A 19,463-nucleotide genomic window follows, 5' to 3' on the forward strand; every position below is an offset into this window, starting at 1 on the left:
GCACCCTGCTTCTTTCTGGTTCGAAATACTCCGGGGGGAGCGCCGCAGGCGCGGGGGGCAGCGCCCCCCTGCGCAGCCTATTCCAGCGCCTTGGCAAAGGTCGCGGTCAACCGTTCATCCAGCATCGCATGCGGCGGCGCCGAAGTGCCGTAGTGCAGTTCGGCCAGCGCCACGATACTGTTGAACAGTACCACCGAACCGCCTTCGGGCGCGGCATGGACAAAGAGCTTCTGGCAAAAGGCGTCGACGCCGATCGACGGGAACTTGGCCATGGCAACGCCACCGGGTGCCGGTCCGCCAAAGAGCAGCAGCACAGCGGGCGGCAGATCGACGCCAAGCGCCGCCGCCTCGGCGGTGAAATCGACCTCGCCGAACCAGACGGTATCGGATTGCGCCGCGACGATGGCGCGCAGGCGGGCAACGGTTTCAGGTACGTCGTGGGCGCTTTGCAGGGTGAGAATGCCGTAACCGTCGGCCAGACCTTCGGTCGGCACCGGCACTGGCTCGACCCCATCCAGCCCCTCAAGCGCGGGGGCCAACGCCGCGTCAAATCCGGCCAGCGCCTCGGTATCTTCGAGGCCATACCGACGTTTCAGGAAATCGCCGGATGTATAGACCACCTGCACCGCGTCGGCCCCGGCATAGGTCAGCGCCCGGAACGGCAGATCAAGCCCGGTGCTGAGGTCCTGCGCCAACAGGGCAGAGTTGACTGCGGCGTCCGAGAACAGTTGGACCCGAGAGGGTGGCATCTCGACCCCCGCTTCGGCAGCGAGGCGGGCGTGGTCGATATCGACAACCGGTTCTAGCCCAGATCCGCTCACACCCGCAGCAATCTGTTCGAAGGTCCGGTCCACAGCCTCTTGTGCCGGCGCCGCAAATGCCGGCGTCAGAAATGCCCCAATTGCCAAACCCACGATGGCCACCTTGCTTGCCTGAAATATGCGCGTTCTACCGGTTTGATCGCTCCGATCTGCCTGTGGCGATGGCGCGAAATGACAAGGACATTCGAGGCAATGAAACGCTCTGGGTCAATAGACCTTTGGAACGTAAAGCTCGTCCGGCAGCACCTGGCGCTCGTAGTCGGGGTTGTAACGGCGGTCGGGCAGCGTGACCTTTTCGTGCGGGATGTCCTCGTAGGGTATCTTGGACAACAGGTGCTCGATACAGTTCAGCCGCTCGCGCTTCTTGTCGTTGCCCTCGACAATGTACCACGGCGCCTCGGGGATGTTGGTGCGCGCGAACATCTCTTCTTTTGCCTTGGTATACTGTTCCCAGCGGATCCGGCTTTCCAGGTCCATGGGCGACAGTTTCCACTGTTTCATCGGGTCATGCACCCGCATCAGGAAGCGCAGCTGCTGTTCCTCGTCGGTGATCGAGAACCAGTATTTCAGCAGGATGATCCCCGACCGCACCAGCATACGCTCGAATTCGGGAACGTCCTGGAAGAATTGCTCGACCTGATCCTCGGTGGCAAAGCCCATCACCCGCTCGACCCCGGCACGGTTGTACCAGGACCGATCGAACAGCACCATTTCCCCGCCCGAGGGCAGATAGGGCACGTAGCGCTGGAAATACCACTGGCTCTGCTCGCGGCGGGACGGGGCGGGCAGGGCGACCACCCGTGCAACACGGGGGTTCAACCGCTGGGTAATCCGCTTGATCACCCCGCCTTTACCGGCCGCATCGCGGCCTTCCATGATGATCAGCACCTTGGAATTCGTATGCTGGACCCAATCCTGCAACTTGATCAGTTCGGCCTGAAGCCGCAGCAGGTTGCGAAAATAGACCTGCCGGTCAAGCAGGTCAGGGCGCTGATCCTTGTAGATCCGGCGGATTTCCATCGACAGCATTGGCTCGCTGAATTCGATCTCGAAATCCTCGTCCAGCGAATCCTCCAATTCGGCCTCAAGCCAATCCAAGCTGGGGTCGTCGGATTCATGGGTCAAAATGCGCTCCTCTCAATACAGTTGATCCGTCTGCCCTTGCTGGGCGCGTATGACCCTTGCATGTCACAGACAGATGGCAATTTCGTTGCGGGAAATCAAAAACCGGCCACTGTTGGTGCAAATATGCGCCTGCTCCTTGTGGATGCAAGGGTGCTGCAATGCTCAGACCGGTAGCGCCGTTGTCTTGAAGACGGTTCGAAGTGCGAACGAGCTTTGCATCTGCGCCACCCCCGGCAGGCGGGAGAGGTGCTGGCGGTGAATGCGGGCGAAATCCTCGGTGTTTTCGGCCACCACCTTCAGGATGTAATCCGCCGTGCCGGCCATCAGGTGGCATTCCAGCACATCGGGAATGCGGGCCACCGCCTTTTCAAAGGCGTCCAGCACCTCGTCGGCCTGACCCTGAAGGGTGATCTCGACGAAAACCGTTGTGGGCAGGCCCATCTTGCGGGCATCCAACAGGGCCACGTAGTTGCGGATATAGCCCTCGGATTCCAGCCGCTGGACCCGCCGGTGACAGGCCGAGGGTGACAGGTTGGCCTTGTCGGACAGTTCGGCATTGGACATCCGTCCCTTTGCCTGAAGGGCGGTGAGAATCTTTCGATCTGTCGCGTCCAGGCTCATTGACGCACATCCTTTGCAACTCTTGGCTCAGAGTTCGAAGAATATCCCGAAAATTCTCTAAATGGCGAGTGGAGTTTCACAGAAATTGTTTCCCGTATCTGCCACATATTTGGGCAGATTGCGAACGGAGGACGCAGAAATGAAAATCGGATGCCCCAAGGAGATCAAACCTCAGGAGTTCCGTGTCGGCATGACCCCGAATGCAGCGCGCGAGGCTGTCTCGCACGGGCATGAGGTCATCATCGAAACCAATGCCGGTGCCGGTGCCGGGTTCGACAACGCCGCCTATGTCGATGCCGGCGCACGGATCGTCGACAGCGCGGAAGAGGTGTTCGCCACCGCCGACATGATCGTCAAAGTCAAGGAACCGCAGGCGATCGAGCGCAAGATGCTGCGCGAGAACCAGCTGCTGTTCACTTACCTTCATCTGGCCCCCGATCCGGACCAGACCCATGACCTGCTGGCTTCGGGCGCGACCTGCATCGCCTACGAGACAGTGACCGACCGCAATGGCGGCCTGCCGCTGCTGGCCCCGATGTCCGAGGTTGCCGGCAAGCTGGCGCCGCAGGTCGGCAGCTGGACCCTGCAAAAGGCCAATGGTGGCCGTGGTGTGCTGATGGGTGGCGTACCGGGTGTGGGCCCGGCCAAGGTTGTTGTGATCGGCGGTGGCGTTGTCGGCACCCATGCGGCACGTGTGGCTGCCGGCATGGGCGCGGATGTGACCGTTCTGGACATGTCGCTGCCGCGTCTGCGCTATCTTGACGACACCATGCGTGGCGAGTTCAAGACCTCGTATGCCTCCAAAGGCAACACCGCCGAGCTGGTGTCCGAGGCCGACATGGTCATCGGTGCAGTCCTGATCCCCGGTGCCGCGGCGCCCAAGCTGATCAGCCGCGCGCAACTGTCGACCATGAAGCCGGGTGCGGCGCTGGTCGATGTGGCCATCGACCAGGGCGGCTGTTTCGAGACCTCGCGCGCCACCACCCATGCCGACCCGATCTACGAGGTCGACGGCATCATGCACTACTGCGTGGCCAACATGCCGGGCGCTGTTGCACGTACCTCGACCATCGCGCTGGGCAATGCCACCATGCCGTTCATGCTGGCATTGGCCAACAAGGGCTGGAAACAGGCCTGCGCCGACGATGTGCACCTGCTCAACGGTCTGAACGTCCATGCCGGCAAGCTGACCTATTACGCGGTCGGCGAGGCGCTGGGTCTGGACGTCGTTTCTCCCAGTCTGATCGTGAAACAGGCGGCCTGATCGTCTGATCCCGATTGGTTCTCACTCCCCCCGTCGGCCCCGGCCGGCGGGGTTTTTCTTGCCGGTATGTGACTGGCGCGAGGCTTCGGCCCGAAGACGACTACCAGCTATATTGGTTCCCCATTCCGGTCCCTTGTGATCCGTTGCCGCGTCGGATTCGCGCGCCGTCACATCAGCCGGGTCATGCAAATCAGAACATTCCCATCGCCAGACCCGCACCCAGCGCCTGACCCAGCTCGCGGCATTGATCAAGCTCGGCTTCGGGGATGTGCTTGGGCGCCAGAATCGCCTCGGGCGTTTGCGCATGGGAGCACAGGATCAGCGGCGGCTGAACCTCTTTCAGGCGCCAGCCGGTGGCGATGCGGGCCACCTGCCGGGCGGCGTTCTGCCCGTCCGATCCGGCACAGATCATCTGCGCATAGGCGCGCCCCTCGATCCGGCCCAGAACGGGGTAATAGCAGCGGTCAAAGAAATCCTTCATCACGCCCGAGATCGCCGCCAGGTTCTCGGGGCAGCAGAACACGTAACCACTCGCGCGCAGCAGGTCCTCAGGGCCTGCCGCCTCGGCTGTCAGCAGCGTTGTGGCCAACTCGTTCTGCGCGCCTGCGGCGCAGGCTTCGGCCATCTGGCGGCTGCCGCCGGTGCGCGAGTGATAGACGATCAACAGCTCTGCCATAGCTCACACCCGGTGATAGGGGCTACCGGCCAGGATGGTCGCGGCGCGGTAAAGCTGCTCGGCCAGCATCACCCGAACCAGCATGTGCGGCCAGACCATCGCGCCGAAAGAGATCGAGAGATCCGCCTCGGCCCGCAGGCTGGGATCAATCCCATCGGCGCCGCCGATCACAAGCGCCAGATCCTGCCGGCCCGTGTCGCGCCAGTTGGCCAGCCTGTCCGCGAAATCGGGAGAGGATAGCTGTTTGCCACGCTCGTCCAGGGTGCACAGAACCGCGCCCGACGGCAACGCCTTGCGCAGCAGTGCCGCCTCGGCGCCCATGCCGGCGTTCTTCTTGTCCTCGACCTCGATCACGCGCGCGGGCCCCAGGCCCAGCGCGCGACCGGTTCTGTCGAACCGGGTCAGGTAGTCGTCGATCAGGGATTTTTCCGGTCCTGCCCGCAAACGGCCGACCGCGAGGATGCTGACACGCATGGGTCATTCGCCCACCGGCCCCGGGATCAGGGCCGGGCGGACGCCTTTAGTTGGCCGATGTCTTGGCGCCTTGAGGCATCCACATCTTTTCCAGCTGATAGAACTCGCGCACTTCCGGGCGGAAGATATGCACGATCACATCGCCGGTATCGATCAGTACCCAGTCGCCGGCATCCTTGCCCTCGATCTTGGAGTTGAGGCCGAAATCTTCCTTCAGCCGCTGCACCAGCTTCTCGGCCATGGCCGAGACCTGACGGGTCGACCGGCCCGAGGCGATGACCATGTAATCGCCCATCGAGGTTTTGCCCCGCAGGTCGATCTGCACGAGGTCTTCGGCCTTGTCATCGTTGAGAGAGGTCAGAATGCGGTCCAGCAGCTGTTCGCTGGTATAAGTGCCTTGGGCCATCATCTTGGCCCCTGCATGGGCGGGCATGGCCGCCTCTGTATGAGGTAACAGGACATCGTCCTCCTATAGGGCGCGCCGACCGATCCCCGGCGCTGGGTCAGGTCGAATTTAGCAACCCGTCTGTGACTTTTCAATGAACCGCCATACGGTATGCATGGTACTGGGGTCAATCGGCACCACCCTGTCCGGCTGCCGGGACAGGCGTGGCCGCATCCTCCAGCATCCGAACCTCGCGTTGAGGGAAGGGAATCGAGATACCCTCGGCCTGGAACGCATCCCAGAGTGCCAGGAACACATTGCCGCGAATATTGGTCAGTCCAGCGGTCGGGTCGGTGATCCAGAAGCGCAGCACGTAGTCCACACTGCTGTCGCCGAAGCCAACGATATGGCAGACCGGATCGCGCCCGCTTCCGGCCAGGACCCGCCCGACGGACCGTGCGGCGGCAATGGCGACCGCGCGCACCTTGTGCGGGTCGTCGCCATAGCTGGTACCAAAATTCAGGTCGAGCCGGACAAACTGGTCCGAATGCGACCAGTTCACCACCTGGCTGGTGATCAGATCCTCGTTCGGGATCAGGTATTCGCGCCCGTCGCGCGTGACCACCGAGACATAGCGCGCGCCCAAGGCGTTGATCCAGCCAAAGGTCTCGCCCAGCGAGATCACGTCCCCCGGTTTGATCGAGCGGTCCATCAGGATGATGATGCCCGAGATCAGGTTCGACACCACCTTTTGCAGACCAAAGCCGATGCCGACACCGATTGCACCGGACAGAAAGGCCAGCCCGGTCAGGTCGAACCCCAGCGTGCGGATCGCAACGATGAAGACCCAGCCATAGAGCAGAACCTGCACCGCCTTGGCCAACAGCACCTGCATCGAGGGCGAGATATCGTCGTTGCGGGCCAGCGCGTTCGATGCGCCCTGCGACGCCAGCCGAACCAGTACCAGCAACGCGCCGACCAGCAGCACCGCCTTCATCACTCCCAGTACCGAGATATGCAGCGCGCCGATCTCGATCGATATGCCATCGAGGAAGCGGGCCACATCGTCGGTCAGGTTCAGTGCCACCAGCGTGGCATAGACCCACATCGACCAGCGGAAGACCAGCCGGATGGTGCGATTGCGCACCGCCCGTGCCACCAGCGCGATCACCAGCAGCGCCGTGGCCAGAGTCGCCACCACCCCGATCACATAGCTGCGCGAAGGCCAGGTCATCTGTTGCATGACCAAATAGGTCAGCCAGCTCAAAGCCACGAAATAAAGCAGCGACAGCCGCCGCATCAGCAGCACCAGCGTTCTGAGCCGCCACTTAGGCCAGCCCTCGCGCGAGCGGGCCCAGGCATCCCAATGGGTGCGCGTCAGCAGCGAAAGCAGCAGCGCTGCGCCGATCAGCAGCGCGATGATCAGCAACTGATACTGGCGCCAGCCGGGCGTCAGGAAAAGACCAACCAGCCTGTGCCCCTCGGTCAGCAGGGTCGCGATCAGTTCGTCCAGCGAGGCCGGGAGAATGTCTTCGTTCATATATAGGCTCCGCCGCCAGCTTGGCAGGCTTGCCGCCGGAAACGCAAGACCTTGCGAGACTCGGGACGGACATGTATCTGGACAGAATGACACCCCACGACGCCTCGACCATGGACCTGCAAGACCGCGCCCGCCTGCGCGAGCGGTTCTTTGGCGCGACCCGTTCGGTTCTTGCCCGCCTATAGGCAGGGTGCAGCCACGTCTTTACAGCCAATTCTCAAGAACGGGAGAGGACACATGTCCCCCAAGACACTCTATGACAAGATCTGGGATGCCCATCTGGCCCACGAGGCCGAAGACGGCACCTGCCTTCTCTATATCGACCGTCACCTCGTGCACGAGGTGACCAGCCCGCAGGCCTTCGAAGGTCTGCGCATGGCGGGCCGCAAGGTGCGCGCGCCGGATAAGACCATCGCCGTGCCGGACCACAACGTGCCCACCACCGAGGGCCGCGAAGACCCCGCACAGATGACCGAGGAAAGCCGCATCCAGGTGCAGGCGCTCGACAAGAACGCGCGCGATTTCGGCATCCACTATTACCCGGTCTCGGACATCCGTCAGGGCATCGTGCATATCGTCGGCCCCGAACAGGGCTGGACCCTGCCGGGCATGACCGTGGTCTGCGGTGACAGCCACACCGCGACCCATGGCGCATTTGGCGCGCTGGCCCATGGCATCGGCACCTCCGAGGTCGAACATGTGCTGGCCACCCAGACGCTGATCCAGAAGAAATCCAAGAACATGAAGGTGGAGATCACCGGCAAGCTGAACCCGGGCGTCACCGCCAAGGACATCACGCTGGCCGTGATCGGCAAGACCGGCACCGCCGGCGGCACCGGCTATGTCATCGAATATTGCGGCGAGGCGATCCGCGACCTCTCGATGGAAGGCCGCATGACCGTCTGCAACATGGCCATTGAAGGCGGCGCCCGCGCTGGCCTGATCGCGCCGGATGAAAAGACCTTTGCCTATGTGCAGGGCCGCCCGCATGCGCCCAAGGGCGCCCAGTGGGAAGCAGCACTTGCGTGGTGGAAGACGCTCTATTCCGATGACGACGCCCATTGGGACAAGGTGGTGACGATCAAGGGCGAGGATATCGCCCCCGTCGTGACCTGGGGCACTTCTCCCGAGGACGTTCTGCCGATCACCGCGACCGTCCCCAACCCCGAGGATTTCAAAGGCGGTAAAGTCGAGGCCGCGCGCCGTTCGATCGAATACATGGGTCTGACCCCTGGCCAGAAACTGTCGGATATCGAGATCGACACCGTCTTTATCGGATCCTGCACCAATGGCCGGATCGAGGATCTGCGCGCTGCTGCCGCGATCCTGAAAGGCAAGAAGATCAAGGACGGTATCCGCGCCATGGTCGTACCCGGCTCGGGCCTTGTCCGCGCCCAGGCCGAGGAGGAAGGCATCGCCGACATCTTCAAGGAGGCGGGTTTTGAATGGCGCCTTGCGGGTTGTTCGATGTGCCTGGCGATGAATCCCGACCAGCTGGCACCGGGCGAGCGTTGCGCCGCGACTTCGAACCGCAACTTCGAGGGTCGTCAGGGTCGGGGCGGTCGTACTCACCTGCTCAGCCCCGCGATGGCCGCCGCCGCCGCCATTACGGGAAAGCTGACGGATGTGCGGGAAATGATGTAGGCTTCGCTCATACTTCATTTCTAGGGAGAGAATGAAATGGGTGACTGGCTGAAACTGATGTTGCTGGGCCTGTTGTCGGTCGTGTTCGGGATTATCATCCTGGGCGCGCCGGTGATGGCTTCGGTGGCCATTACCACCCTGACTGGAATCATGCTGCTGATAGGTGGCGGGCTTCAGGCAGTGGGTGGTTTCACCGTCGAAGGGGCGGGCAACAAGATCCTGTCGATCATCATGGGTCTCATCATGGTGTTCCTCGGCTGGTCGTTCCTGTCGAACCCGCTCGAAGGCACGCTGACGCTGGCCTCGGTTGTGATGATCCTGTTTGCCGCCGGCGGCATCGCCCGGATCATTCTGTCGTTCCAGATGCGCGGCACCGGCCTGTTCATGCCAACGCTCATTTCCGGCGTCCTGTCGCTGGGTCTTGCTGCCTATGTCATGGCGAATGCAGGGGTCGGTCTGGCGCTCAGCCTTCTCGGTATCCTGATGGGAATCGAGATGCTCTTCAACGGCTTTGGCCTGATCTTCGCCGCGCTCTTCGTGCGCAGCGCGGGAAAACACGCGTAACCGGGGTCACGGGGCCGGGGACTGTCCGTCCGCACCTGTGACTCTTTGAAACTGGATCGGGCTGCGCACACGCGCGGACCCGATCCGCAATCAAAGATACAGCGCCCGCTGCGAACGCGGGCCCGAACCAGGAGACTGGAAATGGACAAGTTCACCACGCTTACAGGCATCGCCGCGCCGATGCCGCTGATCAACATCGACACCGACATGATCATCCCCAAGGTATTTCTCAAGACAATCAAACGGTCGGGCCTTGGGGTGAACCTGTTCGACGAAATGCGGTACAACGCAGACGGGTCCGAAAACCCGGATTTCGTCCTGAACAAGCCGCAATACCGCGAAACCGAAATTCTGGTCGCGGGTGACAATTTCGGCTGCGGTTCGTCGCGCGAACACGCCCCTTGGGCGATCAAGGATTTCGGCATCAAGTGCGTGATCTCGACCTCGTTCGCCGACATCTTCTTTAACAACTGTTTCAAGAACGGCATCCTGCCCATCGTCTTGCCGCAAGAGCAGGTCGACCTGCTGATGAAGGATGCCGAGAAGGGTGAGAATGCCCGCATGACCGTTGATCTGGACGCGCAGGAAATCACCACCTCGGATGGTGAGGTCATCGCGTTCGAAGTGGACGCGTTCAAGAAGCACTGCCTGCTCAATGGTCTCGACGATATTGGCCTGACCATGGAAAAGGCCGCCGCGATCGACACGTTCGAAGCGCAGGCCGCACAGGCGCGGCCCTGGGTCTGATCCTGTTTCGGTGCTGGAAGGGGGCCGTTTCCGTTGGGAACGGCCCCGTTCCGTTGTTGCTGCCCGAACCAACAGTGGCTGATTGCGATCAGGGTCCGCACAACCACAAAATGTAGTTGTCCCGAATAACTTGCCAAAAAATTACGCCATCTCTGATGCAAGAAGGCACCAGTTGCGCCATGTTTTTGCCTTAAATCGGCGGTCTCGTGACTCGATGACTTGAGTGGGTGACCGAATGGCGGCACAAATGAGGCCAAAATGAGGCACTCCGCCCCACCGGGTGGACTCAAGTTGGAACAAAGGCTCGGCAACGCATCGGCCTGTCCAGTTTGAAGGGATCGGACAGTGATTGCACGCATCACAGGCGCGGCTCTGCGCGGAATCTTGGTGGCGCTTGTCGTCGTGATTCCGGCGCTTTATCTGCCCAGCGCCGCCACGACAGCGACCGAGATCGTCGTCCTTCTGGCGATCCTTGGATTTGTGCTTACCTTTGCCGAGTACAACTCGACCTTTCCCAGCTTCATCGAATTCCGGGACGCGCCACCGCTGAACCGGATGCGGTTCATTGCCTTGATGACAATGATCACCTTTCTGACCTTGATCTGCAAGGAACGGATCGAACCCAGCAATATCACCGCGCTGTTTTCCGGTTTTGGATTGATCATCGCGAATATGGCCGATTTTCCCTATTCTCCGGTGCGGCTGGTAGTATTGATGCTGCCGGCAGGGGCCGCGCCCGAGCTTATCTATGATGTGCGGGTCACTGCCGCCGTGGCCTATGTGATCGCATTGCTGACGGTTCTGGCCTTTTGGTTCGCCGTGCGGGTGCGTGGATGGCCGACCGCAAACGGCGCTTTCAACGTCTGGATCAACCTGCCGTTGTTCGACCCGACTACGGGCGGCGATGTCGTCGCGCGGCTGCAACGTGACGGCCGGATCAACATGATCCTGGGCGTGCTGTTGCCATTCTTCATCCCTGCCTTGGTCAAGATGGCCTCGGACCTATTCGATCCGATCAGCCTCTACAGCCCGCAAACGCTGATCTGGACCATGAGCGCCTGGGCGTTTCTGCCTGCCTCGATGATCATGCGCGGGCTTGCGATGATGCGCATCGCTGAACTGATCGAGGAAAAGCGCCGCCGGGTCTATTCCAACGCCGAGGCGATGCAGACCGCATGATCCGGCTGGCCGCCCTGGTCTTGTGCCTGTTGCCGGAGGTGGCGGCGGCCGAGACGCTGCGGGTGGCGACCTTCAACACGGAACTCAGCCGCAAGGGCCCGGGCCTGATGCTGCGCGATATTGTCGGTGGCCGTGACAAGCAGGTCGCGGCGGTGGTCTCGGTGATCGCTTCTGCCCGCCCTGACATTCTGGCACTCCAAGGGGTTGATTGGGATCACGAGGGCCGGGCACTGGATGCGCTGCGCGTGCGGCTGGGCAAGGCGGGGTGGGACATGCCCTACAGCTTTGCCGCACAACCCAATAGCGGACGTGCCAGCACGCTTGACCTGGATGGTGACGGGCGCATGGGCGGCCCAGGAGACGCGCAAGGCTATGGCAGCTTTACCGGTCAGGGTGGTATCGCGGTGCTGTCTCGTCACCCGATCGCACGGGACGAGATACAGGATTTCACGGCCTTTTTGTGGCGCGATCTGCACGGTGCTACCTTGCCAGCGGTCGCAGGACGTCCCTTCCCCTCATCCGAGGCGCAGGCCGCGCAGCGCCTGTCCTCCACCGGGCACTGGCTGGTCCCGATCGACACGGGGCAGGGGCGGATAACGCTCTTGACCTATCAGGCCGGGCCGCCGGTCTTTGACGGGCCCGAAGACCGCAACGGGCTGCGCAACCGGGACGAAACCCGGTTCTGGCAGCTGTTGCTGGATGGGGCAATCGGTGAAATGCCCGCCCATCCCTTTGTCCTTGCCGGAGGCGCCAATCTGGACCCGCAGGATGGCGAGGGCCACCATGGCGCCATCGAAACACTTCTGACCGACCCCCGGCTGCAGGACCCGGCGCCAGTAAGTCCCGGCGCCGCCAAGGCGGGTTCTCACGGTCACAGGGGGCCGGATGCACAGGACACGGTCGATTGGCCGGGGATCGGCAGGTTCCGGGTCGATTACGTGCTGCCTTCGACCCATTGGCGCGTGACGGGATCGGGTGTGGTCTGGCCGGCGCCGGAGGATCCGAGCGCAGGCCTGGTGTCACAGGCCAGCCGTCACCGCCTGGTCTGGGTGGACCTGATCCGCGAGTAGCTCGACGGGGATCGCAGAAGCAAGCGCTTGCCCGAACGGTGTTGGCACAAACGTCGGCAGAACCTTTGCAAACGCGGCCCCGTCCAGACCGTGCGGTGTGTTCCAGAGATAGCGCATCTCCAGCAGTGAACGCGCCATCGGCCAGACGGGCCGGGCCAGATGCAAGGGCAGCCAGTTCATGCGCTTGAGCGTGATGCGCCGGCCCGTCACCTGTTCCAGTGCGGCCGCTATCTGGCGACCTGTCAGCGTGTAGCCGGGATAGGTGAGATCGCAGAACACCGGCAGCGTCTCGCGCTGCTGGGACAGGGTAACGGTGACGCGGGCGAGATCGGGCAGATAGGCCCAGGCATGTGCTATGTCTGGATCGCCCGGATAAATGAACCGCCCCTTGGCGAGCCGCTTGATCATCACCTGATCGAACCAGTTGCCCGAGGCGCAGGTATCGAGGAAATCCCCCGCGCGTAGAAGGATTGTACGAACGCCCGAGGCGCGATAGGCGGCCTCCATGTCGATGCGAATGCGGCCCAGCGGATTGGTCGCGGCATGCGGACTGTCAGGCCCCCAGGGAGCAGGAGTGTTGGGGCCAAAAACATAGACATTTCCGGGAATGATCACCGTGGCGCCCGTTGCCCGCGCCGCCTTGATCACCCGCGCGTGCAGGCCGGGGACCGTAGCGGCCCAGTCGGGATAGGGCGGGTTCCAGGCGTTCACGATCACATCCGCACTGCGCGCGGCAGCGTCCAGATCGTCGCGCTTTCGGTCGAACGGGCGCACTGTCCAACCCGCTCGTTCAAACGCCTCGGCCGCGTTGCGCCCGAACCGGCCCGAGGCCCCGAGAACAAGAACTGTCTGTGTCATGCTGGCTCTCCTATCACTGTTCATACTTAAATAAGCATTCAAATGAATGGAGAGAATTGCCCAAAACCGCAGATCATGTATTCATTGATGAATGGATGAACTCTCGGATATTGGCGACTGGTCCCTGATCCAGAGCTTTCTGGCTGTGGCCGAGACCGGCACTTTGTCAGCGGCGGCGCGGCAGCTCGACCGCAGTCAACCCACATTGGGCCGACATGTGCAGGCGCTGGAGCAGGCGCTGGGCCTGTCGCTGTTCGATCGGCACGCGCGCGGCTTGAAGCTGAGCGCGGACGGCGCCCGGATCCTGCCGCTGGCGCAGCAGGCGCATCGGGCGATGACGGCGATTTCGGTCACCGCCGCCGGGCAATCGCAATCGCTGGCAGGCACCGTGCGCATCACCGCCTCGGTCTTTGCCTCGCATCATATCCTGCCGCCGATCCTGGCGAGTATCCGGGCCGCCGAACCCGCGATCGAGCTGGAGCTGGTGCCCAGCGACACTACCGAGAACCTGCTGTTTCGTGCCGCCGATATCGCCGTGCGCATGTACCGGCCCCGGCAGGTGGATATCGTTGCCCGGCATATCGGTGACATACCGCTCTGCGCCTGCGCCGCCACCAGCTATCTGGAGCGCAAGGGTCGTCCCGCGCGGGCCGAGGACCTTCTCGATTTCGATCTGGTGGGCTATGACGCGGACCCGATCATCGTAAAGACGATGCAGGCGCTGGGCTGGCCGGCGACGCGGCACAGCTTTGCCATCCGTTGCGACAATCAGAGCGCCTATTGGCAGTTGATCCGGGCCGGGTGCGGCATCGGTTTTGGCCAGCGCAGCATCGTCGCCGCCGATCCGCTGGTCGAAGTGCTGCCCTTTGACCTGCCGGTGCCACCGCTCGAAATGTGGCTCGCCGCGCCGCAGGCGATGCGGCTGACGCCCCGGATCCGCCGGGTCTGGGACCTCTTGGCCGAAGGCTTGCTGGCCGCGCCCCTTTGATCCCCGGTTTTCCCCTGTCAGGACAGCGCAGATCACTCGCGCCACATTGACCGTCCGCCTCTGGCGCGCTAGGGCCATTGCGACGAAACGCAAGGAGAGTTCCATGTCCAATCCCTCGCTCCTCATCCTGCCCGGTGACGGAATTGGCCCCGAAGTCATGGCCGAAGTGCGCAAGATCATCGGCTGGTTCGGCGACAAGCGCGGCCTGAATTTCGACGTCAGCGAGGATCTGGTCGGCGGTGCCGCCTATGACGTGCATGGCGTGCCGCTGGCGGACGAGACCATGGCCAAGGCGCAAGAGGTCGATGCCGTGCTGCTGGGCGCCGTTGGCGGCCCGAAATACGACGATCTCGATTTCAGCGTCAAACCCGAACGCGGCCTGCTGCGCCTGCGCAAGGAGATGGACCTGTTTTCCAACCTGCGCCCGGCCCAGTGTTTCGACGCGCTGGCCGATTTCTCGTCGCTGAAAAAGGACATCGTTGCCGGTCTGGATATCATGATCGTGCGCGAGCTGACCTCGGGTGTCTATTTCGGCGAGCCGCGCGGCATCTTCGAAGAGGGCAATGAACGGGTGGGCATCAACACCCAGCGCTATACCGAAAGCGAGATCGAACGGGTCGCGCGTTCGGCCTTCGAGTTGGCGATGCGCCGCAGCAAGAAGCTGTGCTCGATGGAAAAGGCCAACGTGATGGAATCGGGCATCCTGTGGCGCGAGGTGGTGACCCGCGTGGCCAAGGACTATCCCGAGGTCGAACTCAGCCACATGTATGCCGACAACGGTGCCATGCAGCTGGTCCGCGCGCCGAAACAGTTCGACGTGATCCTGACCGACAACCTGTTCGGCGACATCCTGTCGGACTGCGCCGCGATGCTGACCGGCAGTCTGGGCATGCTGCCCTCGGCCTCGCTGGGCGCACCGATGGCCAACGGGCGTCCCAAGGCGCTGTATGAACCCGTGCACGGCTCGGCCCCTGATATCGCGGGCCAGGGCAAGGCCAACCCGATCGCCTGTATCCTCAGTTTTGCGATGGCGCTGCGCTACAGCTTTGACCAGGGTGCCGAGGCCGATCGCCTTGAAGCGGCAGTCGAACAGGTTCTGGCCGACGGTGTACGCACCGCCGACCTGCTGGGCGAAGAGGGCGTGACCCCGGTTTCGACCACCGAGATGGGGGCGGCGATCCTGGCGAAACTCGACGCCAGCCTCTAATCCGTTTCTGCCCGCGGCGGCGCGTCTGCCGCGGGCAGTCGTGCTGCCGCCGCGCGGTGGTAATGCGCCACCCGTTCGGCATGGTGCAATACCCGGTCCAGCCAGCGCATCGCGTCGGTATGGGCAAAAACCTGGTCCAACGCAAACAGCCCCGCATGTTCGCCCAGCATCATCGCCCGGCGATGGCGCTTGCGTCGCGCGGCGATCAAGAGACGCAACCGCTCCAGCCGCTTTCCTTCGGGCACCCCGCCCACTGCCCCGCCAGAGCGCCGCAGCGCCGCCCCGGCCCCAAGGGCAGAGCGCCGCAACAACCTGTCATGCAGCAGGGTGTCGATATTGCCGGTCTGCCGCGCCCGATCCAGCAGCCGGGTCAGATGGTCGATCTGGTGCAGGATGTCCGAAAAGGTCTCGATATCCTGTGCGCGATCGGGTGGCAGCCGGATCTCGGACAGAAAGGCACGTAGATCCTCGAGCGCGCGCGTGCACGGCGTCAGTGCCGCGATGCGCCGGTAATCGGGCGCGGGGGCCAAGCCGGCACCCAGAGCGAGAAACAACCGTTCGGCAATTGTCCGCGCGCCGGACTGTGCCGCCAGCAACGCGGCGTTTGCGTCCTTGAGCAGGCTGCGGTCGGGAACGAACAGCTGTTCGGTCTCGCGTTCGGGCAAGAGCCGCGCCACCAGCCCGGCAAAGCGCCCGGTCAGCGGCAGGAACAGCGCCGTTCCAACCAGATTGAAGCCGGTGTGAAAAATCAGCAGAACACTCAGATCGTCACCCAACTGCGTCGCGCCATCGAAGACCGGCCGCAGAAGAAGCAACATGGGAAAGGCCAGGACCGAGGTCACGATGTTGAAGATCAGGTTCGCCAACGCGGTCTGCCGCATCGGCACCGAGCCACCGGTCGAGGCCAGAACAGCGGTAAAGGTGGTGCCGATATTCATGCCGATCACGATTGCGGCTGCCTGCAACAGCGTGATCGCGCCCCCCGACAGCATCACCAGCGCCAACGCCATCGCCGCGCTGGACGATTGCATGACGATGGTTACCGCTGCCCCCAATCCCACGAGGAGGAGCAATCCTCCGGGCCCGCTTCCCGGCAGGCGTTCGGGCGTCAGAAACGAAGTCAGGTCGCTTGCCCCCGATTGCATCAGGTCAAGCCCGATCAGCAACAAGCACAATCCCGCGACCGTGCGTCCGGCCCGGGCCAGCGGCCCGCGCGCCAGCAGATCGGCAAGGGCCGCCGGAAACAACAGCAGCAGCGCCAGATTGCCAAGTTTGAGCTTGAAGCCCAACAGCGAGACCAGCCAGCCGGTTGCGGTCGTGCCGATGTTGGCCCCGTAGAGAATGCCCAATGCCTGCGGCATCGTCATCAGCCCGGCCCCGACAAATCCCACCGTCATGACTGTCGTGGCACTGGACGATTGCACCACGGCCGTCGCGGCGGCGCCGGTCATCACACCGCGTAGCGGAGTGGTGGTGAAACGCGTCAGCACGCCGCGCAACTGACTGCCCGCCGCATCGCGCAAGGCAGTAGTCATCAACTCCATTCCCAGCAGGAACATGCCGATGCCACCAATCAGGTAAAAGAGATTTCCCACCATTTCCCGAGCTCGCCGGACCCTCTCCGGACCCGCAGTCTTGCCAATGATCGGCGCCGGGACAAGTCGATGTTTTTCAAACTGCTGCGGCGGAATCCCTCTTGCATGTCGTCCGGGGCGGGTATAGATCACCCGCCACGGTCGGAGTGTAGCTCAGCCTGGTAGAGCACTGTCTTCGGGAGGCAGGGGCCGGAGGTTCGAATCCTCTCACTCCGACCAGTATTTTCAATTACTTACAAGCCCTCAACAATTGTGCTTACTACTACGGTAAGCAAATAGTAAGCACGGCGTGGGTAAATCCGGGTCATTTCGGGTCGAATCTGACCCTCTCGACTACCGGTTCAGCAGCTTCGGCATGTTCGCTGTCATCGCTGAACGGAACTTGGCCTGCCGGCCATTGCCCGGAAACGGCACAATCTCAAACCGACACGGTGTTCCCGAAGCTGCAATTTTTGCTTTGACAGGTGCCGCGATCCCTTTCATGAGCACCACGACAAGCCGCGCTTCATAGGTCCTCATCCTCGCAGGCCGCGAGATCATCTGACCGGCTGTAATGCTGTGCGTCGGATTTACGCTATCCGCGCGGAACGACGAGGATCCGCGGCAGGGGCGAAGTATCGATGATAGCCAGGAAGCCGTTCGTATTGCCCGAGCGAGATGTCTCAGTCCTGCGGGGGTGCATCTACCTCGCTACCGAAGGTAACCTTGCAACGATGTCCGGCCGGAATGGAAAGGTCCGGATTGTCCAGCCGAAGATGAAGGCCGAATGTACCGCTGGCGACGTCGAAGACCCGGTCGATCCGCAGAATTTCTGCCTGATAGACCCCGTCTATGGGCGGGGCCGGGCGGACCTGCGCCATGTCACCTTCCTGGATCGTGCCGTATTCCGTGACTGGCAAGAAGGTGATCACATCCAGCGGGTCCAGTCGGACGATCGTTGCAAAGCGGCCTTCCTGGGGCAGGTATTCGCCGTCGTCGAAGTACCGCTCCAGCAGGATCCCTTCGATCGGGCTGCGGATTTCAAGTAGAGACAGCACCGCCTCTGCGCGCTTCAATTCTTCCATCGCCACGCGGCGGGCGAGTTCCACGCGGACAAGGACCGACCGGGCGGCTTCTACGGCTGTCTGGATTTCCTCCAGAACCTCGCGGCTGACGACGCCGCGTGTCGAAAGCTCCTGCGTCCGCTTCAGGCGCGCCTCCAGGAAGGTAAGCTGAGTCTTCTGCGCCTCTATCTCCGACGTGTCGTCGGCACGCAGGCGCAGCATCTCGACCGTGGCACGCTGGATGGTCGAGTCCAATTTGGCTAGGAGTTGTCCCCTCTCAACCTGTTCGCCAGGTTCGACGTGTACCTGCGCGACGACGCCGCCAGAGGCGCCGGCGACATCGACGGTCTCGGACGGGTCGATCACGCAGTCATAGACCTCAGCGCTACAAGGTGCAGCGGCCAAAGCCGCTGCGAAGTAGATTGCTGTGCGCATGGCAGGCGTCAGGTCTCTGCCATCGGTTCGGCTGCGTCTTCGGTGTCGGCCCCGGTCTCTGCCTCTTTGGTTTCGGTGTTGGCGCGCTCCAGCATCTCGCGGAAATGGCGCAACGACGACAGGTGCAAATAGATGCATTCCAGTTCGTCCTTGCGGCACAGATCGGCCAGCGTGTCGCCTGACAGTGCCTTCAACTTTTCCCGATCAACGACCTGAAAGCCGCCCAGAGTCCGCTTTTGACCTGCGCCCAGCGAAAACTCCGCCTGCATCGGCACCAGAAGATCCAACTCCTTAAGGCGCTTGCAGAAGGCCTGTGTACGGGCAAACCCGGCCTGATAGTCCTGAAGGAATTTCAATACCGATTTGAGATAGCCGGTCTGTTCGCCGTCCGTGTCGAACAGGCGCTCGCCGCGACCGTCGCGGTTCGCGCCCTCGAACTCTTCGTCGACCAGCAGGGTGAACTGGTTCTTGTCCTTGTCGAGTGAGAAGATGAACGGATAGCGCCGCGCGAAGGCGGGAATGTAGGTGCCGTGCCAGTTACCGTCGGCGTCTACCGCTAGGTTCTCGTCGTCACGGGTGCCGACGATAATGGCGGGAACCACTTCGTCGCCTGTCCCCGCAAATACGATCGGATGAGTGCCTGCAGCCGGGCCGAATTCAAGCGCGGTGAGCGGGATGGAGTTGGAGTGGCGCGCGAAGGCATAAGTCTTTCCGCTGATGATTGAAAGATCACCATGCCGTTTGGCGCTGACCGGAACGGCCGTCTTATAGAAAAGTTGCTGCACGGGCATGGTCAATCATTCCTCTCGAATGTCATTGTTTTTCCTTCCGAAACTATCGGGGCCCCGAAAGAAATTGTAGCCAAATGGGCCGGTTATGTCTAAGCTTTTTAGTATTGCTAAACACGCTGCTGCACACTGCGTCACCCTATTCTTGCGAAAAAATGTGTCGCTGCCAGAGGGGATTTGTCCATGTCTTTCCCATTTGTTCGGGGCTTGAAGATACCTGGTTCGCGACGCGACAGTCGGTCACTATTTGCCCGGAAATCAGGAACTAGCGGGCGCAAAGTTCATGTGGAGCAGCTTGAGCCAAGACTCTTGCTGGCAGCTGATTTCGCGGTCTCGATGGCAGACGCGATGCAGGCTGATACGGCCGCCCTGCGACTCGAAGGTTTCCAGTCAGAATCAGGGGCCGCCCTGCGGGCTTTGAATTCCAGCGGCGCGCAAA

Annotated in this window: 20 protein-coding genes, 1 tRNA gene and 1 pseudogene; 11 read left to right on the top strand and 11 right to left on the bottom strand. The window is 62.3% G+C overall.

The annotated features are described in order from the left end of the window. Positions 1-77 precede the first annotated feature (77 nt). The 3 genes from AC2FLM_RS15560 to AC2FLM_RS15570 form a co-directional block, all read right to left on the bottom strand. Positions 78-914, bottom strand: coding sequence for a DUF302 domain-containing protein (locus tag AC2FLM_RS15560; RefSeq protein ID WP_496859059.1), 837 nt, complete (start codon positions 912-914; stop codon positions 78-80). 114 nt (positions 915-1,028) lie between these two features. Then, positions 1,029-1,946: a polyphosphate kinase 2 gene (ppk2, locus tag AC2FLM_RS15565; protein WP_234140417.1), complete on the bottom strand. Its 918-nt coding sequence runs from the start codon at positions 1,944-1,946 to the stop codon at positions 1,029-1,031. 162 nt (positions 1,947-2,108) lie between these two features. Then, the gene (locus AC2FLM_RS15570) at positions 2,109-2,567 is read right to left on the bottom strand and encodes an Lrp/AsnC family transcriptional regulator (protein ID WP_234142369.1); all 459 of its coding nucleotides are present in this window, start codon (positions 2,565-2,567) and stop codon (positions 2,109-2,111) included. A gap of 139 nt (positions 2,568-2,706) precedes the next feature. Between AC2FLM_RS15570 and ald the strand changes: the two genes are divergently transcribed. Then, positions 2,707-3,831: an alanine dehydrogenase gene (ald, locus tag AC2FLM_RS15575; protein ID WP_496859060.1), complete on the top strand. Its 1,125-nt coding sequence runs from the start codon at positions 2,707-2,709 to the stop codon at positions 3,829-3,831. 190 nt (positions 3,832-4,021) lie between these two features. Here the strand turns inward: ald and AC2FLM_RS15580 are convergent, their stop codons facing one another. The 4 genes from AC2FLM_RS15580 to AC2FLM_RS15595 form a co-directional block, all read right to left on the bottom strand. After that, positions 4,022-4,507, bottom strand: coding sequence for a flavodoxin family protein (locus AC2FLM_RS15580; protein ID WP_496859061.1), 486 nt, complete (start codon positions 4,505-4,507; stop codon positions 4,022-4,024). A 3-nt stretch (positions 4,508-4,510) separates the two neighbouring features. After that, positions 4,511-4,981 carry a 23S rRNA (pseudouridine(1915)-N(3))-methyltransferase RlmH gene (gene rlmH / locus AC2FLM_RS15585; RefSeq protein ID WP_496859062.1) on the bottom strand — a complete coding sequence of 157 codons (471 nt, stop codon included), beginning with the start codon at positions 4,979-4,981 and terminating at the stop codon, positions 4,511-4,513. Positions 4,982-5,027: 46 nt separating this feature from the next. Continuing rightward, the gene (rsfS, locus tag AC2FLM_RS15590) at positions 5,028-5,414 is read right to left on the bottom strand and encodes a ribosome silencing factor (protein ID WP_234164944.1); all 387 of its coding nucleotides are present in this window, start codon (positions 5,412-5,414) and stop codon (positions 5,028-5,030) included. Between the two features lie 139 nt (positions 5,415-5,553). After that, positions 5,554-6,906 carry a mechanosensitive ion channel family protein gene (locus AC2FLM_RS15595; protein ID WP_496859063.1) on the bottom strand — a complete coding sequence of 451 codons (1,353 nt, stop codon included), beginning with the start codon at positions 6,904-6,906 and terminating at the stop codon, positions 5,554-5,556. An 86-nt stretch (positions 6,907-6,992) separates the two neighbouring features. Here AC2FLM_RS15595 and AC2FLM_RS15600 point away from each other — a divergent pair, with 86 nt between their 5' ends. The 6 genes from AC2FLM_RS15600 (at position 6,993) to AC2FLM_RS15625 (ending at position 12,110) form a co-directional block, all read left to right on the top strand. Next, complete coding sequence (locus AC2FLM_RS15600) at positions 6,993-7,091, top strand: isopropylmalate isomerase (RefSeq protein ID WP_496859064.1); 99 nt, start codon at positions 6,993-6,995, stop codon at positions 7,089-7,091. Positions 7,092-7,143: 52 nt separating this feature from the next. Next, entirely contained in the window at positions 7,144-8,550 is a 1,407-nt protein-coding gene (gene leuC, locus AC2FLM_RS15605; protein WP_234140405.1) for a 3-isopropylmalate dehydratase large subunit, read from the top strand. A gap of 36 nt (positions 8,551-8,586) precedes the next feature. Next, complete coding sequence (locus tag AC2FLM_RS15610; RefSeq protein ID WP_496859065.1) at positions 8,587-9,114, top strand: HdeD family acid-resistance protein; 528 nt, start codon at positions 8,587-8,589, stop codon at positions 9,112-9,114. A 141-nt stretch (positions 9,115-9,255) separates the two neighbouring features. After that, positions 9,256-9,861: a 3-isopropylmalate dehydratase small subunit gene (gene leuD / locus AC2FLM_RS15615; RefSeq protein ID WP_234142376.1), complete on the top strand. Its 606-nt coding sequence runs from the start codon at positions 9,256-9,258 to the stop codon at positions 9,859-9,861. 345 nt (positions 9,862-10,206) lie between these two features. Next, positions 10,207-11,040 (top strand): hypothetical protein, encoded by an 834-nt coding sequence (locus AC2FLM_RS15620; protein ID WP_234142377.1) that lies wholly within the window; start codon positions 10,207-10,209, stop codon positions 11,038-11,040. Further along, entirely contained in the window at positions 11,037-12,110 is a 1,074-nt protein-coding gene (locus AC2FLM_RS15625) for an endonuclease/exonuclease/phosphatase family protein (RefSeq protein ID WP_496859066.1), read from the top strand. The genes AC2FLM_RS15620 and AC2FLM_RS15625 overlap by 4 nt, the downstream gene beginning before the upstream one ends. On the opposite strand, the gene AC2FLM_RS15630 is transcribed toward AC2FLM_RS15625, so the two are convergent. After that, on the bottom strand, positions 12,060-12,968 hold the full coding sequence (locus AC2FLM_RS15630; RefSeq protein WP_496859067.1) for a Rossmann-fold NAD(P)-binding domain-containing protein: 909 nt from the start codon (positions 12,966-12,968) through the stop codon (positions 12,060-12,062). The genes AC2FLM_RS15625 and AC2FLM_RS15630 overlap by 51 nt on opposite strands. A gap of 91 nt (positions 12,969-13,059) precedes the next feature. On the opposite strand from AC2FLM_RS15630, the gene AC2FLM_RS15635 reads away from it, so the two are divergent. Together AC2FLM_RS15635 and leuB are read left to right on the top strand one after the other, a co-directional pair. Further along, the gene (locus tag AC2FLM_RS15635) at positions 13,060-13,956 is read left to right on the top strand and encodes a LysR family transcriptional regulator (protein ID WP_234142380.1); all 897 of its coding nucleotides are present in this window, start codon (positions 13,060-13,062) and stop codon (positions 13,954-13,956) included. A gap of 103 nt (positions 13,957-14,059) precedes the next feature. Continuing rightward, positions 14,060-15,163 carry a 3-isopropylmalate dehydrogenase gene (gene leuB, locus AC2FLM_RS15640; protein WP_234140388.1) on the top strand — a complete coding sequence of 368 codons (1,104 nt, stop codon included), beginning with the start codon at positions 14,060-14,062 and terminating at the stop codon, positions 15,161-15,163. On the opposite strand, the gene AC2FLM_RS15645 is transcribed toward leuB, so the two are convergent. Continuing rightward, entirely contained in the window at positions 15,160-16,761 is a 1,602-nt protein-coding gene (locus tag AC2FLM_RS15645; RefSeq protein ID WP_496859068.1) for a Na/Pi cotransporter family protein, read from the bottom strand. The genes leuB and AC2FLM_RS15645 overlap by 4 nt on opposite strands. Before the next feature lie 139 nt (positions 16,762-16,900). On the opposite strand from AC2FLM_RS15645, the gene AC2FLM_RS15650 reads away from it, so the two are divergent. After that, a tRNA-Pro gene (locus AC2FLM_RS15650) sits at positions 16,901-16,977 on the top strand. A gap of 443 nt (positions 16,978-17,420) precedes the next feature. On the opposite strand, the gene AC2FLM_RS15655 is transcribed toward AC2FLM_RS15650, so the two are convergent. After that, on the bottom strand, positions 17,421-18,236 hold the full coding sequence (locus AC2FLM_RS15655; protein ID WP_496859069.1) for an efflux RND transporter periplasmic adaptor subunit: 816 nt from the start codon (positions 18,234-18,236) through the stop codon (positions 17,421-17,423). 8 nt (positions 18,237-18,244) lie between these two features. After that, complete coding sequence (locus AC2FLM_RS15660; protein ID WP_496859112.1) at positions 18,245-19,027, bottom strand: SapC family protein; 783 nt, start codon at positions 19,025-19,027, stop codon at positions 18,245-18,247. A gap of 180 nt (positions 19,028-19,207) precedes the next feature. On the opposite strand from AC2FLM_RS15660, the pseudogene AC2FLM_RS15665 reads away from it, so the two are divergent. Continuing rightward, positions 19,208-19,342: pseudogene (locus tag AC2FLM_RS15665) on the top strand (LEPR-XLL domain-containing protein); the annotation flags it as partial. Between the last annotated feature and the right edge of the window lie 121 nt (positions 19,343-19,463).

This window comes from Ruegeria sp. SAZD011 (genome assembly GCF_059612545.1).

Coding starts and splice junctions, on each gene's coding strand:
- AC2FLM_RS15570 (WP_234142369.1), bottom strand. CDS start 2,567: ATGAGCCTGGACGCGACAGATCGAAAGATTCTCACCGCCCTTCAGGCA.
- ald (WP_496859060.1), top strand. CDS start 2,707: ATGAAAATCGGATGCCCCAAGGAGATCAAACCTCAGGAGTTCCGTGTC.
- AC2FLM_RS15580 (WP_496859061.1), bottom strand. CDS start 4,507: ATGGCAGAGCTGTTGATCGTCTATCACTCGCGCACCGGCGGCAGCCGC.
- rlmH (WP_496859062.1), bottom strand. CDS start 4,981: ATGCGTGTCAGCATCCTCGCGGTCGGCCGTTTGCGGGCAGGACCGGAA.
- rsfS (WP_234164944.1), bottom strand. CDS start 5,414: ATGCCCGCCCATGCAGGGGCCAAGATGATGGCCCAAGGCACTTATACC.
- AC2FLM_RS15595 (WP_496859063.1), bottom strand. CDS start 6,906: ATGAACGAAGACATTCTCCCGGCCTCGCTGGACGAACTGATCGCGACC.
- AC2FLM_RS15600 (WP_496859064.1), top strand. CDS start 6,993: ATGACACCCCACGACGCCTCGACCATGGACCTGCAAGACCGCGCCCGC.
- leuC (WP_234140405.1), top strand. CDS start 7,144: ATGTCCCCCAAGACACTCTATGACAAGATCTGGGATGCCCATCTGGCC.
- AC2FLM_RS15610 (WP_496859065.1), top strand. CDS start 8,587: ATGGGTGACTGGCTGAAACTGATGTTGCTGGGCCTGTTGTCGGTCGTG.
- leuD (WP_234142376.1), top strand. CDS start 9,256: ATGGACAAGTTCACCACGCTTACAGGCATCGCCGCGCCGATGCCGCTG.
- AC2FLM_RS15625 (WP_496859066.1), top strand. CDS start 11,037: ATGATCCGGCTGGCCGCCCTGGTCTTGTGCCTGTTGCCGGAGGTGGCG.
- AC2FLM_RS15630 (WP_496859067.1), bottom strand. CDS start 12,968: ATGACACAGACAGTTCTTGTTCTCGGGGCCTCGGGCCGGTTCGGGCGC.
- AC2FLM_RS15635 (WP_234142380.1), top strand. CDS start 13,060: ATGGATGAACTCTCGGATATTGGCGACTGGTCCCTGATCCAGAGCTTT.
- leuB (WP_234140388.1), top strand. CDS start 14,060: ATGTCCAATCCCTCGCTCCTCATCCTGCCCGGTGACGGAATTGGCCCC.
- AC2FLM_RS15645 (WP_496859068.1), bottom strand. CDS start 16,761: ATGGTGGGAAATCTCTTTTACCTGATTGGTGGCATCGGCATGTTCCTG.
- AC2FLM_RS15655 (WP_496859069.1), bottom strand. CDS start 18,236: ATGCGCACAGCAATCTACTTCGCAGCGGCTTTGGCCGCTGCACCTTGT.
- AC2FLM_RS15660 (WP_496859112.1), bottom strand. CDS start 19,027: ATGCCCGTGCAGCAACTTTTCTATAAGACGGCCGTTCCGGTCAGCGCC.